Here is a 16,173-nt window from a genome sequence, read left to right as displayed (position 1 = left end):
GCGTCCCCCAAACTATGGAATTTTTATTAGCTCAAGCTTTACAAAACTTAAATATCTCCGCCGACTGGGTGGGATTACGCCAAGTCAAAGAAACCACGACAACCCGTTATATCCGCGATGGTAAACCCCAATCTAACGGCAAAGACTATACATCTGGCGTAATAGTAGAAGTCTTAGTCAATGGTCAATTTGGTTACGGGGCAACCAACCGACTCGATCAAGATAGTATTCAACAAGCCGCCGAAATAGCCCGAAATCAAGCATTAGCAGCCTCAAAATGGGCTGTACATTCTTTTACGGAATCAGTTCGCCCTAAAGCTGTCGGAAAGTATCAATCGCCCTTACTTAAACCCTTTGATTTCCTAACCCCGGCTGATCTCAATCATCTTTTGATTCAAGTCTGTCAAACCCTAAATGTTTCCGATCAAATCGTCAAAACCAGTGCGAGCGCTCAAATTATCGAAACAGAACAGCTTTTTGTTAGTAGTAATGGTTCCAATGTTGAGCAAACTTTTTTTATGATTGCGACAGACTACAGCGCAACCGCTCAAGATGGTAATATTATACAGAAAAGAACGGATAACGGGATGTTAGCCCACTCCTATCAAGTAGGAATGGAAGTCTTTGATCCAGATAGTGTTTTAACTAGAGCGCGGCACATTGGCCAACAAGCGATAGAATTAATTCAAGCCGAAGACTGCCCCAATACGACGACTACTTTAGTTCTTGCACCTGATCAAATGATGCTACAAATACATGAAAGTATCGGGCATCCTTTGGAGTTGGATCGTATTTTAGGAGATGAACGCAATTACGCGGGGTCAAGTTTTGTTAAATTATCCGATTTTGGTCATTTGGTTTATGGTTCACCTTTGATGAATGTTACCTTTGATCCGACAGTTAGCGGTGAGTTTGCGAGTTACGCTTTTGATGATGCAGGTGCGACAGCCAAACGAGAATATTTGATAAAAGATGGCATTCTGCAAAGAGGTTTAGGTAGTCTTGAAAGTCAAGTTAGAACTCAAATACCAGGCGTAGCAAACTTTCGAGCGAGTTCGTGGAATCGTGCGCCAATTGATCGCATGGCAAATTTAAACTTAGAACCAGGTGACGCTAGTTTTGATGAGATCATCAGTTCTATTGAATCTGGGGTCTATATGGAGTCTAACCGTTCTTGGTCAATTGATGACTATCGCAATAAGTTTCAATTTGGCTGTGAATATGCACGGTTGATCGAAAATGGCAAACTTACCAAACCTCTAAAAAATCCTAATTATCGAGGTGTTACAAATCCATTTTGGCGCGGTTTAGTCAAAGTAGGCGATCGTTCAACGATGGGCATCTTTGGAACGCCTTACTGTGGCAAAGGAGAACCTAACCAAGTGATTAGAGTAGGTCATGCGTCGCCTGTCTGTGCATTTCAAAATATTGAAGTTTTTGGAGGTGTTGCATGAATTTAACCACCACTGAAGCATTAGAATCTAACTTTAATCAACTGAGTGAATTACTGGTTAATCATCTCCAAAGTGAAGAACATTTATCTATAGAATTAAGCGGTGAACAAAGTCAGTTTTTGCGTTTTAATACGGCTAAAGTCAGACAAGCAGGAACCGTTTGTGATGGTACTATACAACTCACTTTAATTAATCAGCAAAAAACAGCGTATACGGCTTTTCCTTTTACTGGAGATTTAGCGGTAGATACGGCTATAGCTTTAGATAAACTCAATGAACTAAAGAAAGAAGTCGCCCAACTTCCTGAAGATCCTTATATCGTTTTACCCGAAAATAAAGGATCGAGTCGAGATGTTTATACTGGAGATTTATTACCTCCATCTGAAGCGATAGACGAAATCCTAAAAGATGTACAAGGATTAGATTTTACAGGTTTTTATGCCTCTGGTACAGTGATTCGAGCAAATGCTAATTCTGCGGGGCAAAAACACTGGTTTGCTACAGAATCCTTTTTCTTAGACTATTCTCTCATTGCGCCATCGGAAAAAGCCGTTAAAGCGATTCTAGCGGGGAGAGAGTGGCAAGCGTCGCGTTATCAAGAACAAATTCAGCAAGGAATAGAACAGCTTAAGATTCTCAATGATACACCTGTTCATGAAGTTAAACCAGGGCGTTATCGAACTTATTTAGCCCCTGATGCCACCGCAGCAATCTTAGGGATGTTTTCTTGGGGTGGCGTGAGTGAATCATCGATGCGTCAAGGAGAAAGTGCTTTAGCGAAGTTACGAGAAGGAAAAACCCTATCGCCTTTGTTTAATCTACGAGAAAATTTTACGAGTGGGAGTGTGCCTCGTTTTAATGAATTAGGCGAAATTGCCCCCGATGAGATTCCAATTATTGTTGAAGGAAAATTAGTTAATACTTTAGTGAGTAGTCGTACTGCCATAGAATACGGATTACAGGCTAATGGTGCGAGTGGTAGTGAAGGATTGCGATCGCCCGAAATTAGTACAGGAACACTACAAAATTCTGAGATCCTAAAACAGTTAGATACAGGGTTATATTTATCCAATCTACATTATTTGAATTGGAGCGATCGGCCAGGTGGTCGAATGACGGGAATGACTCGTTATGCTTGTTTCTGGGTAGAAAATGGTCAGATTGTCGCACCGATTAAAGATTTACGTTTTGATGATAGTTTATATGCGTTTTTAGGTGAAAATTTGATTGCTTTAACCGATTTTCAAGATATGATTCCGAATACGGATACTTACTTTAGACGTTCTTTAGGTGGGTCATTAATGCCTGGATTATTATTGGAAGATTTTACGTTTACATTGTAAGCGATGCTGACTCTATATTTATATCAAGACTAACAAAATATTAGGCGATTGAATTTGCCAACTGAAAAACAAAAAGATACAGCTATTTTTATATGTCAATTACTATCTAATCTTTATCAACCTATTTATTTATTTCGCTATGATAACCGACTAAAAATTATTTATATTTTAGCTGGAATTGATGAGGGTTTAGAAATTTTAATTAATGAACATGGAAATTGGGATTTTGAATAATGAACAACTCACTTTATGATATGAATAACGCCGAACTTCGTCAATATCTCTCTGAGAATCGGAATGACGAAACTGCTTTTAGTCAAGCTTTAGAAGTCTTGTTAAGTCGAAAAAAAGACGGTTTTAAATATCCTGCACCACAAAGTATGACTTATGAAGAAGTGGAAGCAATCTTTAAATTCAAATTAAATGAGGATAATTAATAATTTTAACATTTAACTCAGGGTCTAAATATCAAAATAATAGCGACCTGCCCCATTGATAACACTTTTCCATATAAACAATGCTGACGGTTAACATTGAACAACGTTTAGGAGTTAGTCAAGAAGCGATCGCTAATTTTTGTCAGCGTTGGCATATTAGCGAATTTGCTTTATTTGGCTCTATTTTACGGGAAGATTTTCGATTTAATAGCGATATTGATGTGTTAGTTACATTTGCTCCAGAATATAAAAGAGGATTAACCGAAACTATACAAATGAAAGACGAACTAGAAGCAATGTTTAATCGAGATGTTGATTTTGTTGTAAAAACAGCCCTCGAAAACAGTCAAAATTGGCTAAGACGCAAAAATATTATAGATTCAGCCAAGATTATTTATGTCAAGAGATAAAGAATCAATTATTGATATTGAAAAAGCAGCTAAAAAAATCTTACGCTATACTTACAACATAAGTCGATTAGAACTAGAAAACAACGATGAGAAATTATCAGCAATTCTCTATCAAATTACAATTATAGGAGAAGCTACTAAACGACTTTCTCAAGAGTTACGTCAGCAATATTCTAGTATACCTTGGCGAGATATAGCTGGCATGAGAGATATTATAATTCATAAATATGACCAAATTGATTTTGATGTTATTTGGGATGTAGTTTGCAATAAAATACCTGATCTTTTAAATTTACTTGAACCGATTATGAAAGAGCGAGATAATCCATAATTTTAAATAAAATTTGTTTTGAAAAAGGTCTAGGATTTCAATTTTACGCTAGAATCAGTATTCCCAGGATAAATTTGCTTGGAATTTTTAGGAATATGAATCCAGCCTAAATCTTGTAGTCGATTAACTAAATTAGAAATAGTAACTCCTAACTCATCTCTCATTGCATAAAGATGTGGCCATATTGTTAAATCTCGACCTTGACACTTTTCTTCTAAAATATAACGAGGCATTAGTAAACAACCTGCAAAATATTGAGCCTGTCTTTCAATACTATTTTGCTCTTTATCCCTATAAAGACGATGTAAAGGTGGCGGTGGAATTTCTAAACCTAAATTTTGTTTTTCTTGATATATTTCAACTTGTTGGTGATCAACATGAAGTATCCAATGGCCAATTTCATGAGCAATAGAAGATTCTTGAAAGCCTTTGGATAATTTATTGCTATTCTCGTTGATTAAAATTTTATGTTCTACAGGCCAAATCATCGCCGCAATAGCTCCTTCACCTTCCCAAGGAAGATCGATAATCTCTGTATCTAGTCCTAAAAACTCCGCCACTCGCGTTGGATCGAGCGGCCATTTAGGATAGTATTTAGGTGTAGAAGCCATTTTTTGAAGAATTGCAACTGCTTCAGCTTCAATAAGAGTTTTCTCTAAACGACGATAAGGCTTATAGATATTCACTTTATTTATCCTTTGATTCTAATTCCGTAACTTGTTGTAGAAAATTTTGGGCAAATTTAGGATTATTCTTCAGTTTACGAAATAAAACAGGCATTTCTTTATAATTTTGTTTAACAAACTCCTCAAATACTCTTTCATCGTCTTCTGTAATACGTCCTGCAAGATAGATTAATTCCTGAGCATTCAATTCTAGATGATGTGCTAATCTCTCGATAACATCTTCACTTGGTGGTGTCCCTGCATGGTCATTTTCTAACTTGGATAAGTAAGTGTAGTTGACATCTACCAAATTGGCTAACTCTCGTTGGCTAAGTCCTCTATCTTTTCGAGCTTGTCGAATAAGCTTTCCAAAAGTCTGATTCATGGTTTTTGATCCTACAGATTAATCGCAGTGTTGACAAAGTTGGTCAACATGATAAAATTTATCATAGTGAGCAATAAAATCAGTATAACAAGATTCCTGCTCTTCATCCGTAAAATTTTCTATCTATTAACCATTGGAGTCAGAACACATGACGGCCAAAATTTGGTCATTTGCAAGCTATAATCTATGGTCTTTATTTTCCCCACCTATCGGACAAGAAATCTGGCACTGTGATCACAAGCGCGGTTTCATCAAAGCAAAAAAGAATGATGCTATAGTTCAAGAATTAATGGCACAAGATACTTCTTGGCAACGCATCGGACTGTTAGGACAACAAGGAGTTTATGAGTTTCATCAAGATAGGGATTTATTATGCTCTTCTTATGGTGTAGAACAAGTTGCAAAGATTTTACAATTGCATCAAGAAACAGTAGAAATTGCTACAAGAGTTATTGAAATTCTCAAAAACTATTATGAAAATCCTATATTGCGTGGCAAAGATATCATTAAACTCAGTCGTGGAGATGAAGGATATCCAGAACCGATATTAATTCAGCAAGGTAATTATCAATTTAATCTATATGCGGCAATTGATTGTATTTTCCGTGAATTAGACGGAACATTACACATTTTGGATTTTAAAACGGGTAAAACTGATTTTGATCGTAGACAAGGATTAGTTTATCTTCTAGCGGTTCAATATCTTTATCCAAAACAGCCTGCTATTGCTTCTTTTTACAACTTAGAAACTAATAAATGGTCAGAGCATATTACTGCTAATCCTAACCAGTTAAAAGCGATACAAACTGAATTAGTGAAAATAGCAAAGCAACATCAACAAGAATTATGGCGCTATCGAAAAAATCCTGCTGAGTTTAATCAAATTTATCCATCGAATCCTGGAATTAACTGTCTATATTGTCAGTTCAAATCTATTTGTAAATTTTTTATTTCTGAGGTTTCTGCATGACCGCCACTTTAGCTACTGCTTCAACATTCATGAGTGAAATTTCTTGTGTTACTATTTCACAACCTAATTTAATGGGATTTCGCTTAACACCTGAAATTGATCAAGATTTGGGTAATCGTTTAAGCTATCATTTTTCTCGTCAGTTTCCCGATTTTGTTGTTACTTTTTATAACAAAACATTTTGGGTTTTAGGAAAACCTCTAAAAGAAAAACCAAATGAAAAAAGCTGGAAAGAAGCATTAAACAATATTCAACAACAAGTAGAGGATTTTAAATCTTATTACTGGTCATTTCAATGGCTTCATCAACCCTCACCTACCCCACAAGTTTTATCACAATTAGCTTGTGCTATTTTGAAAACTCATCGACCTTTTTCTTTAAACAAGGTCACGGAAAACCAAGGAGTAGAAGTTAATCGAATAGTAGAATTTTGGGCTGAAACGATTGAGATACAAGGAGAATTAAAACCTGCTTTCGCTTTAACTATTAATAGTAAAATTTTTTACAAAGGTCATTTAGCCGACTTTTTTCAAAATCATCCTTTCCGAAATAAACCAGAAGATTTATTAATAGGATTACAAGTTCAGGATATAGAACGAGGAAGTACAGGCACGATTGTACAATTATCGGGTACAGTTGGAGAACATCGAGAAAAACTACTAAAAGATGCAACAGGAGCAACCAGTAAATTAGCTTTAACAGAAGCTCCTGAAAATCAACCACTTGTATCAGTTAGATTTGGTAAAAATAAAACCTTATATACTTATGCTATGGCTGCACTTTGTCCAAGTATCTCACAAAAAACAGCCGACAGATTTGGTGTAGATTGGGGTAAACTACTTAAATTTACTAAAATTTCATATCAAGAGCGAAAAAATAGTTTAATTAACAATAAAGAAAAAGCTAAAATATTACTGAAAACTTATGGATTTCAAGTAGCAGATAAAGCCATTAATAATCGACAAAATTCTGATCTATTCTTACTTCCATCAGTTTCTTTAGAAGAAACTTTATTACTATTTGGCAAAGGTTTTAAAGGTATACAAGGAGAAATTCTTAAAGGTCTAGATCAAAGAAAAGGAGGAGGTGTTTATCGAAGACATAAAGATTATCAAAATTCTTCAACAGAAATTAAAATAACAATTTTAAGACTTTGTGAGATGAAAGTAGGTAAGTTTGTCGATGAAGTACAAAACTATTTAAAAAAATATGGTTTTAACAGTGTAGTTGTTAACGCAGTTCCCTTATCTGTTGAAAATAGTAATAATTCGGATAGTCGAGCAGAAGTTGAAAAAAAAGTCAATGAGCTTTTAGCAACTCCTACAGATATATTTTTAGTGTTTTTACCAGAAAGCGATCGTGAGGCTGATTATACAGAAGAAGGCAGTTTTTATCATCAAATTTATTCTTATTTACTAAATCGTCGGATGGCTAGTCAGTTTATTTATGATGATACTTTAAAAAATGTTGAATATAAATATATTTTATATCAAATTATTCCTGGAATCCTTGCTAAATTAGGAAACTTGCCCTTTATTTTAGCTGAACCTCTAGAAATTGCCGATTGTTTTATTGGTTTGGATATAGCCAGAAAACCTAAAGCAGATTTGCCCGGAACGCTTAATGCTTGTGCAAGTATTCGTATTTATGGCAAACAAGGTGATTTTATTCGTTACCGGTTAGAGGGAGATTTAATAGAAGGTGAAGAAATTCCACAGCGATTTTTAGAAAAAATACTTCCAACGAATATATTAGAAGGTAAAACGGTTTTAATTTACCGAGATGGTCGTTTTGTCAATAGAGAAATCGAAAATTTATTAGCAAGAGCCAAAGCAATTAACGCTAAATTTATTTTAGTAGAGTGCAGAAAAACACAAATTCCAAGATTATACAATATTGAATCATCAAAATTAACTGCACCAACACAAGGACTGGCTCTAAAATTGTCCTCTTATGAAGCTATTTTAATTACAACTAAAGTTTCTGAAAATATGGGTTTAGCCCGTCCTCTCCGTTTAAATATTCTTTCTGAAGGTCATCCTGCGACGATTGAAAGTATTATAGACACTACTCTCAAATTAACATTATTGCATCATGGAGCCTTAAAATCACCTCGTTTACCGATGCCACTTTATGGATCTGATCGTATGGCAGAATTACGGTTAAAGGGAATTTATCCTAGTGTACTAGAAGGCGATCGTCAATTCTGGCTATAGATTAAATATCAAAATAATAGCGAACTGCACCTGTTTCAGAATCGTTATCAATATTAATAATTCCTTTTCGCATTCCTTCATCTAAAAGCTTTTGCACTTCATCAGGAGATAAACCTGTTTCTCTAACTGCTTGCCCCATTGATAAAACTTTTCCATTCTTCGCAGCTACTTCTATTAATTGGTGCATCGGGCTTGTTTTTTTCAATTTAGAATTTGTGACGCTTTGGAAAATACTAGCTTGTAAGCTATTATCTAATTGATTAAGTTGATTAAAAATTTCTTGACTTGTATTCAACAATGGATTATCCGTCGATAATTGAGGTAAATTTTCACCTTTCACCATTTTAGGAATTAAGAATAAATCCACAATATGCCCAATGAAAAAAACGCCACCACTAAATAGCCATAATAAACCTGTCAAGGGTCTTTTTAGATAAAAACGGTGTATTCCAAAGACTCCTAGAAAACCTAACGCCCAAAGTCCATAAGCAACAGCTACTTTTTTTTCAGATGTTTGAGTTGGAAAATCGTTAATTTTTTGTGGTTGTGGTGAAGGTGTAGAATCAAACTCAAATAAAGATGGATTGTCTGTTTGATCACTGAACACGGGTAACTGATTTATATTTAATAATTCTTCAACATACTGAGCATAATTTTCCACTTCTTGACGTGTGATATTAAACTCATCATTATGAGCAATTTTATTTCTTAAATAATTTTTATTTCTAAGATAGCTGGTATCATCTGAAGTCCACTGATAATATTGACTCATTAAATCTAAGATTTCTTGCCAAGTCACTTGTTTACGGTCTTTAGCATCTAAATGATGTGCTTGTGCTACATTAGGTTCAGATAACCAAATTCGACAAGCTTCTTCAAGGGCTGCATGAATTTTTGTTAAGGCTAAACCAAGCAAATCTTTATCATTTCCCGCTTTCTGTAAGGTTAGACAACCGTCTTCTAGTTTCTTTTTTGCTGAGTCTAGATTCATGATGTTTTAGGAAAAAGAAAATTATCTCTATTATATAATTATTCATTTCTAGAATGACAAGAGCCTATTCATTAATATATTTTTCGATTTGATTTTTCCAGACTATATATCCAGGTACACTTAAATGCACTCCATCAGTAGTGTATTGTAAAGATAATTGATTTTCTTTATTTAAAAAATGAGGATACAAATTAATATACTGGTAAGGATAATTTTTAACAAGTTGTTCAAGCTGTTGATTAAATTCAGATAGGGTAGAATTATCTAAAGCAACATCAAAATTAGTGTTGTTAACAGGTAATAAACTTTGTACATATACTTTGGTATTAGGTGCCTGCTGTTTAAGGGTGTCTAAAGTTAACTTATAATTTTGCAAAACATCAGCAATTGATCTTTTATGCCACCAAAAGTCATTAGCTCCAATTAAAATAAAGATTTTTTTCGGCTGTCCTGCTATAATTTGATCAAGACGGTTTAAAACGCCATCTGTTGTATCTCCAGAAATTCCTCTGTTTTTAACATTAACATTTTGTAAAAGTTCCTGCCATTCGCCTAAATCAGTTAAGCTATCTCCTAATAAAATAACATCTTCTTTTGTCATAGGTAAGTTTTTAAATTCTTCAACTTTTGAATTATAATATGGAGTTTTATAAATAGGACGTGTGTGATTTTGTACTTGATTTTGCTCTGTAGAATTAATTATCTTAAAAAAAGATGGATTAACTTTCTTTAATAACCAAAGACTAAAACCGATGAAAAAAATCAAATTAAGAAAAATTGATAGTTTCAAGAAAAATTTTGTTTTACCAATCATAGAAAAATTTGATAAAATTAACTAAATTTTTCTATATATTATCACAAAGAAATAAAATGTATTAAATAAATTAGCTAAAGGATTAGCATACAATGATTATTCCCGAAAATGAACAATATTGGTTAAAAAATGCTCATATTCCTCGTTGTTTACTAGAAAAAAAAGATTTTATTGCAGCAACTCAAGAAGGTTTATGTTTAGTCGATTTAGAAATTAAACAAGGAAGGATTAATAAAATTACTCAAGGTGATTCAAATCAACGAGATTCGATTAGTATTGATTTACAAAAAAAGATAATTTTTCCTTGTTTTATAGATGTACACACTCATTTAGATAAAGGTCATATTTGGCAACGATCGCCTAACAAAACTGGTACATTTGATGATGCTCTAGAAACAGCGAGAAAAGATGCACAAAACTCATGGACAGCAGAGGATCTTTATCGACGGATGGAATTTGGTATAAAATGTAGTTATGCTCATGGAACTCGTGCGCTTAGAACACATATTGATTCATATGGCGAACAAGGTTTTATTAGTTTAGATGTGATTAAAACTTTACAAGAAAAATGGAAAGAGCGCATTACTATACAAGCAGTTTCTTTAGTCACTCTCGATTATTTCCAAACACCAGAAGGAATTAAATTAGCCGATAAAATTGCAGAAATAGGCGGAATTTTAGGCGGTGTTGCCTTTCCACACCTAGATTTAGAACAACAATTAGATACTGTTTTCGAGTTAGCAAAAGAACGAAACTTAAAGCTTGATTTTCATACGGATGAAACAAATGATCCTGAGTCAAGATGTTTAGAACAAATTGCCAAAGCTGCTCTTAGAAATCAATTTACTGAGCAGATTGTTTGTGGACATTGTTGTAGTTTATCAGTCCAAAAACCAGAAATTGTTAATCAAACTTTGGAGCTAGTTAAAGCAGCAGGAATTGGTATCGTAAGCTTACCTATGTGTAACTTATATTTACAAGATCGTACACCAAATAAAACTCCTTTTTGGCGTGGTGTAACACAAGCACATGAAATAAAACAAAAAGGAATACCGATCGCATTTGCAAGCGATAATTGTCGAGATCCTTTTTACGGTTTTGGGGATCATGATGGGTTAGAAGTCTTTACCCAAGCTGTCAGAATTGCCCATTTAGATACACCCTATCAAGATTGGTGTACCAGTGTCACAAAAACCCCTGCTGATTTAATGGGGTTACCTACATTGGGTAGAATTAAAGAAGGAATAAGCGCAGATTTAATTATATTTAAAGCTCGTTATTTTAGTGAATTGTTGTCGCGTCCCCAAAGCGATCGCCTTGTTTTAAGACAGGGTAAATCTATTGATACAAGCTTACCAGATTATTCAGAATTAGATGATTTACTAAAATTGTAGATCTATGTTGAGAAAACAATTTAAACTTATTGCGATCGCCTTGCTCGTTGCTGTTTTAATTAGTTGTCAGAACTTTTTATCCCATAGCTCAAAAAACCAACCCGTAACGATTAAAATAAGCGGTTGGGGTGATCCAATTGAACGACGGTTACTTCAAGAAGTTATACAAAACTTTGAGACGACACATCCAAACATCAAGGTTAAATACGAGGTTATTTCAGAGCAGTATATGGATGTGATACAAGCGCGTTTAATTGGAAATGCAGCACCAGACGTATTTTATCTAGATGCAATTCAAGCACCTTTTTTGATGGATAAAAATGTCTTGGAGCCTTTAGAATCTTATATCACTCCAGCATTTAATTTAGCTGATTTTGAGGAAAATTTTCTCAGTCCTTTTAAATATGACACACATATTTATGGATTGCCGAAAGATTATTCTACTCTAGCTCTGTTTTATAACAAAAAAGCATTGGCTGATGTGGGTTTAAACCAACCTCCGCAAACTTGGGATGAATTACTAACTTATTCTCAACGCTTAACAGTCGATCGCAACGGAAACGGTAGAATTGATCAGTATGGCTTAGGTGTGACTCCAGAATTAGCGCGTTTAGCCTATATCATCAAGGCATTTGGGGGGCTGGTTGTAAATCAATCGGGTTATGCTACTTTTGCATCAGATGAAAGTTTAGCAGGACTGCGGTTAGTTGTCGATCAGTATCAAGAACGTACATCTGTTCGGGCTTCCGATGTGGGGGCAAAGTCTGGCGGCGAAATGTTGGGTAGGGGTAAGGTAGCGATGGTGATTGAGGGGAGTTGGGTCATTCCGTTTCTGCATGAAAACTTCCCTCAGATGGAGTTTGCTACTGCCGAAGTGCCCCGTATCAACGATCGTTCGGGTACAATGATGCTTACGGTTGCCTATGTGATGAACCGCGAGTCAAAACATAAACAGGCTGCATGGGAGCTAATTTCGTATCTTACCAGTTCTGAAGGAATGGCAAAATGGGCAAGTAGTGGGCTGGTTTTACCAACTCGTCGCACTGTCGCTTTAGAATTAGGATACGATCGTGATCCCTTACGAATTCCTTTAATTGCAGGGGTGAAGTATGCGACTACTTGGCAAATTGGACAACATCCCGCCTTAGTTATGAATAATTTTAATAATCAGTTTTTTAGTGCATTATTAGGCGAACAACCTCTAACACAGGCGATGAAACGAGCCGAAAACGAAGCTAATGAGCAAATTCAAGCGCAACAGTAAGTTATATCTCATTTCAGAAATTGTTCTAAATTAATTGATTAATTTAGTAGATATACTGAATACTGAGTGATTGCTGATAAGATTTCATAGACCACCGTGAAATCAATTTCACGGCTTATAGTTAAAGTCGGTTCAAACCGACTAATTGTATATGTCTAGTCCATTTTAATGGACTTAAGCTATGAGACAGTGAATTCATTCACTGGCGGTCTTGAAGTATTGAACTTATGTTATAGAGCAGTAAGCTTGAAACAACAGTTATGAATATTGGCGAAATCATCCAGCAACGCTATCTAATACAAAAACAACTTGGGTTACGAGATAGTCAACAAACCTTTCTCGCTCTTGATCAACATACACAAAAATTAGTCGTTGTCAAGTTATTATTTTTTAATCAACATCTCAATTGGGAAACGTTTAAACTTTTTGAACGTGAGGCGAAAACTTTACAAGCTTTATCCCACCCTGCTATTCCTCAATATCTTGATTACTTTGAAATTGATGACAATAACGGAAAAGGATTTGCTTTAGTACAAAGTTACTTAAAGGCACCTTCATTAGAAAATCAGGTTAATGAGGGTCGCACCTTTACCGAAGAAGAACTTAAACAATTTGCGATCGCTATTTTACATATCCTAGACTATTTACACACTCAACAGCCGCCGATTATTCACCGCGATCTAAAACCGAGTAATATCTTATTGTCTAATCGTTCAGGACATCAAGCGGGTCAAGTTTATCTAGTTGATTTTGGTTCGGTACAAGCTGCTGCTAACCAAGGAAGTACCTTGACAATTGTCGGGACTTATGGTTACATGCCACCAGAACAGTTTGGCGGTCGTGCGGTTCAAGCTTCTGATCTCTATAGTTTGGGGGCTACTTTAATTTACCTCGCATCTGGACTACATCCGGCTGATCTTCCACAAAAAGATTTACGCCTTGATTTTGAATCTTCGGTTAATCTTTCTCCCCAGTTCACTCGTTGGTTACGCAAAATGATCCAACCGAGTTTAGAAAAACGGTTCTCGTCCGCGAAAGAGGCTATTAACGCACTTTTAAAACCAGTAGGAATAGTTGAAACTCAATTTTTAATTCCGACTAAACCCTTTAATTCTCAGGTTCACCTATCCAAACAAGATGATGTTTTAGACATTTTCATTCCTCCAAAAGGTTTTCATGTAGGACTAATTCCGATTATTATCTTTGCTGTTATTTGGAATGGTTTTCTGATCCTTTGGTATTCCATTGCTTTTGCGACTTGGAATAATTTTGGTTGGTTTGCTGCTTTTTTTGCGACAGGTCATTTATGCGTGGGATTAGGGCTTATTCTGACTATTATCTTCACTTTATTCGGTCATACTCGCTTACGCATTGATTCTGAGCAAATTACACTAAAAAATCGCTTATTTGGGATCAACTCTCCTTTTTCTAAACCCAAACCCCGTCAAAGAATTACTAGAATCGAACGGACTCCTATTACTTATAGACAAGATTCTGATGGCGATCGTGTAACAGTTCATCCTCAGATTAAAATTTGGGTGGGGACAAAACATTTATCTTTAGGAAATGATGGTCGATTATCTGAACCTGAGTTAGATTGGTTAGCTTATGAACTGAGTGACTGGCTTGATTTACCAATTAGTTAGATATTAGCCTTTGGTACCTGTAAACATTGCACTTTGAATGAAGTAACGATTAAAAAAGAGATAAATGATTAGGACGGGTAAGGTAAACACCATTGAAGCGACCATGATGTAATTCCAATAAATATTGTATTGTCCCTTAAAGGCGTTCAGTCCCAGAGGTAAAGTAAACATCTCTGGATCGAATAAAATCACCAGTGGTAAACTAAAATTATTCCAACTTCCCATAAAAACAAAAATAGCCTGTGCTGCTAATGCAGGTTTAGCCAGAGGTAGGACAATATACCAAAACGTCTCAAAGCGGTTTAATCCGTCTAATTCGGCTGCTTCTTCTAGTTCTTTCGGGAAATTTAAGAAAAACTGGCGCATCATAAAGATAAAAGTCGCATTAACGATACTCGGGACAATCATCCCCTGATAGGAATTTAGCCAACCGAAAGTCTTGAGGATCAAAAAGGTCGGAAGTAACGTAACTTGCCCAGGAACCGCCAATACTGCGAGAATTAGGAAAAACCAAAATCGCTTACCCCGAAACTGCAACCTCGCCAGTGCATATCCCGCCATAGAATTCAACAATAAGTTACAAATTGTTACAATAACAGCAATCAGAACACTATTAAATAGCCAACGGAGGAATAGCGGTTCTTGTAAGAAAATATTTTGATAGTTTTGAAAAGTGAACTGACGGGGTAGAAAATTCATGCCATCGCTTACAATTTCCGAAAGAGGTTTAAATGAGGTAGACAAAGCCCAGAGGAACGGAATCAGTGTTACGATCGCATAGAGTGTCAGTGGAATATAGACAAACCATGATAATCCCAGATTCCATGAGCGTTTACTAACCAATTTCGCCTCCAAACAATCGACGTTGAATTAAAGTAAGACTTATAATCACAAATGCCAACAGAAAGGCGAGCGCTGCTGCATATCCCATTTGTAAATCTTTAAAAACATACTGATAGATCAATAGAACTACTGTCAGCGTTGCATTATTCGGGCCGCCAGAACCTCCCGAAAAAATATAAGATTGATCAAACAGTTGAAAAGTCCCAATAATTCCCATCGTCATCACAAAGAAAGTGACGGGTTTTAATAAAGGAAGGGTAATATATATGAACTGTTGCCAGTTGTTCGCGCCATCGATTTTTGCAGCTTCGTAAAGTGACTGGGGTATATTTTGCAGTGCAGCCAAATAAATTACCATAAAAAAGGGCGCAGTTGACCAAATATTCATGATCATAATGCTTTTAAGGGCTACTGCTGGATCATCAAGCCAGTTATAAGTCGGTAGTTTAAGTAAGGCTAGGAAATAGTTTAGCAGTCCATCTGTGTTGTAGATCCACATAAAAATCAAAGTCAGTACAGCAGAAGACGTGATAGTCGGCAAAAAATAAATAAGTCGCCACCAATATTTTCCTTTAATGCCAGAATTTAAACTAACCGCCAACAATAAGGCTAGAATGGTTTGAGAGGGTACAACGATCGCAACATATTCGGCTGTATTTTTAAGCGCAATCCAAACACGGTCATCTTTAATTAATCGTATAAAATTATTGAAGCCAATAAATTGATATTCAATACTGCCTAAAAGTTGTACTTTTTGGAAGGAAAGAAAAGCCGCATATAAAATAGGCAATACGACAAAAGTTCCTAACACCAGCAAGCTAGGGAACATGAATAGGTAGCCCGTTAGATCGTAGGTGTAATTCTGTTCAATATTCCGTTTAGAGCGTTTTAGCCACATAATCCCCCAAAAAATTGTTGTGGCTCAGTTTTTGGTTAGTGGGACTTAAACACAAATCAAGCCCAAATAAACCCTAAACTTGCTTTGTAAGAAGCAAAGACATCCCTATTTT

General features: G+C 35.6%; 17 protein-coding genes. 11 read left to right on the top strand and 6 right to left on the bottom strand.

Going from position 1 to position 16,173, the window contains the following annotated elements; translation table 11 throughout:
• Positions 1-14: 14 nt before the first annotated feature.
• From C7H19_RS21925 to C7H19_RS21900, 6 genes are all read left to right on the top strand, one after another.
• Positions 15-1,454, top strand: coding sequence for a TldD/PmbA family protein (locus C7H19_RS21925; protein ID WP_106459052.1), 1,440 nt, complete (start codon positions 15-17; stop codon positions 1,452-1,454).
• Positions 1,451-2,797 (top strand): TldD/PmbA family protein, encoded by a 1,347-nt coding sequence (locus C7H19_RS21920; RefSeq protein ID WP_106459051.1) that lies wholly within the window; start codon positions 1,451-1,453, stop codon positions 2,795-2,797. Before C7H19_RS21925 ends, C7H19_RS21920 begins: the two co-directional genes overlap by 4 nt.
• A gap of 54 nt (positions 2,798-2,851) precedes the next feature.
• Positions 2,852-3,031, top strand: coding sequence for a DUF6888 family protein (locus C7H19_RS21915; protein ID WP_106459050.1), 180 nt, complete (start codon positions 2,852-2,854; stop codon positions 3,029-3,031).
• Positions 3,031-3,234 carry a DUF6887 family protein gene (locus C7H19_RS21910; RefSeq protein WP_106459049.1) on the top strand — a complete coding sequence of 68 codons (204 nt, stop codon included), beginning with the start codon at positions 3,031-3,033 and terminating at the stop codon, positions 3,232-3,234. Before C7H19_RS21915 ends, C7H19_RS21910 begins: the two co-directional genes overlap by 1 nt.
• Before the next feature lie 80 nt (positions 3,235-3,314).
• Positions 3,315-3,644, top strand: a complete 330-nt coding sequence (locus C7H19_RS21905) for a nucleotidyltransferase family protein (RefSeq protein WP_106459048.1) — start codon at positions 3,315-3,317, stop codon at positions 3,642-3,644.
• On the top strand, positions 3,631-3,975 hold the full coding sequence (locus tag C7H19_RS21900; protein ID WP_106459047.1) for a HepT-like ribonuclease domain-containing protein: 345 nt from the start codon (positions 3,631-3,633) through the stop codon (positions 3,973-3,975). The genes C7H19_RS21905 and C7H19_RS21900 overlap by 14 nt, the downstream gene beginning before the upstream one ends.
• Before the next feature lie 29 nt (positions 3,976-4,004).
• On the opposite strand, the gene C7H19_RS21895 is transcribed toward C7H19_RS21900, so the two are convergent.
• Both C7H19_RS21895 and C7H19_RS21890 read right to left on the bottom strand, forming a co-directional pair.
• Positions 4,005-4,661, bottom strand: a complete 657-nt coding sequence (locus C7H19_RS21895) for an ImmA/IrrE family metallo-endopeptidase (RefSeq protein WP_106459046.1) — start codon at positions 4,659-4,661, stop codon at positions 4,005-4,007.
• Position 4,662: 1 nt separating this feature from the next.
• A complete protein-coding gene (locus C7H19_RS21890; RefSeq protein WP_106459045.1) occupies positions 4,663-5,025 on the bottom strand; it encodes a helix-turn-helix domain-containing protein in 363 nt (120 codons plus the stop codon).
• A gap of 148 nt (positions 5,026-5,173) precedes the next feature.
• Between C7H19_RS21890 and C7H19_RS21885 the strand changes: the two genes are divergently transcribed.
• Entirely contained in the window at positions 5,174-5,995 is an 822-nt protein-coding gene (locus C7H19_RS21885; protein WP_106459044.1) for a PD-(D/E)XK nuclease family protein, read from the top strand.
• A complete protein-coding gene (locus C7H19_RS21880) occupies positions 5,992-8,211 on the top strand; it encodes a Piwi domain-containing protein (protein WP_106459043.1) in 2,220 nt (739 codons plus the stop codon). Before C7H19_RS21885 ends, C7H19_RS21880 begins: the two co-directional genes overlap by 4 nt.
• A 1-nt stretch (position 8,212) precedes the next feature.
• On the opposite strand, the gene C7H19_RS21875 is transcribed toward C7H19_RS21880, so the two are convergent.
• Entirely contained in the window at positions 8,213-9,202 is a 990-nt protein-coding gene (locus C7H19_RS21875; RefSeq protein ID WP_106459042.1) for a TM2 domain-containing protein, read from the bottom strand.
• A gap of 64 nt (positions 9,203-9,266) precedes the next feature.
• Positions 9,267-10,016, bottom strand: a complete 750-nt coding sequence (locus C7H19_RS21870) for a GDSL-type esterase/lipase family protein (protein ID WP_106459041.1) — start codon at positions 10,014-10,016, stop codon at positions 9,267-9,269.
• 95 nt (positions 10,017-10,111) lie between these two features.
• Between C7H19_RS21870 and C7H19_RS21865 the strand changes: the two genes are divergently transcribed.
• The 3 genes from C7H19_RS21865 (at position 10,112) to C7H19_RS21855 (ending at position 14,320) form a co-directional block, all read left to right on the top strand.
• Positions 10,112-11,410: a cytosine deaminase gene (locus C7H19_RS21865; RefSeq protein ID WP_106459073.1), complete on the top strand. Its 1,299-nt coding sequence runs from the start codon at positions 10,112-10,114 to the stop codon at positions 11,408-11,410.
• A gap of 4 nt (positions 11,411-11,414) precedes the next feature.
• Positions 11,415-12,674: an ABC transporter substrate-binding protein gene (locus tag C7H19_RS21860; protein WP_106459040.1), complete on the top strand. Its 1,260-nt coding sequence runs from the start codon at positions 11,415-11,417 to the stop codon at positions 12,672-12,674.
• A gap of 260 nt (positions 12,675-12,934) precedes the next feature.
• The gene (locus C7H19_RS21855; RefSeq protein WP_106459039.1) at positions 12,935-14,320 is read left to right on the top strand and encodes a serine/threonine protein kinase; all 1,386 of its coding nucleotides are present in this window, start codon (positions 12,935-12,937) and stop codon (positions 14,318-14,320) included.
• Positions 14,321-14,323: 3 nt separating this feature from the next.
• On the opposite strand, the gene C7H19_RS21850 is transcribed toward C7H19_RS21855, so the two are convergent.
• On the bottom strand, positions 14,324-15,163 hold the full coding sequence (locus tag C7H19_RS21850) for a carbohydrate ABC transporter permease (protein ID WP_219907714.1): 840 nt from the start codon (positions 15,161-15,163) through the stop codon (positions 14,324-14,326).
• A complete protein-coding gene (locus C7H19_RS21845) occupies positions 15,156-16,061 on the bottom strand; it encodes a carbohydrate ABC transporter permease (RefSeq protein WP_106459038.1) in 906 nt (301 codons plus the stop codon). Before C7H19_RS21845 ends, C7H19_RS21850 begins: the two co-directional genes overlap by 8 nt.
• Positions 16,062-16,173: the final 112 nt, after the last annotated feature.

It is taken from the genome of Aphanothece hegewaldii CCALA 016 (genome assembly GCF_003007785.1).
In the GTDB taxonomy this organism is placed as follows: Bacteria; Cyanobacteriota; Cyanobacteriia; order Cyanobacteriales; family Microcystaceae; genus Chroococcus; species Chroococcus hegewaldii.
The sequence above is the reverse complement of the archived record's forward strand: the minus strand, read 5'-3'. Positions and strand labels throughout refer to the sequence as shown.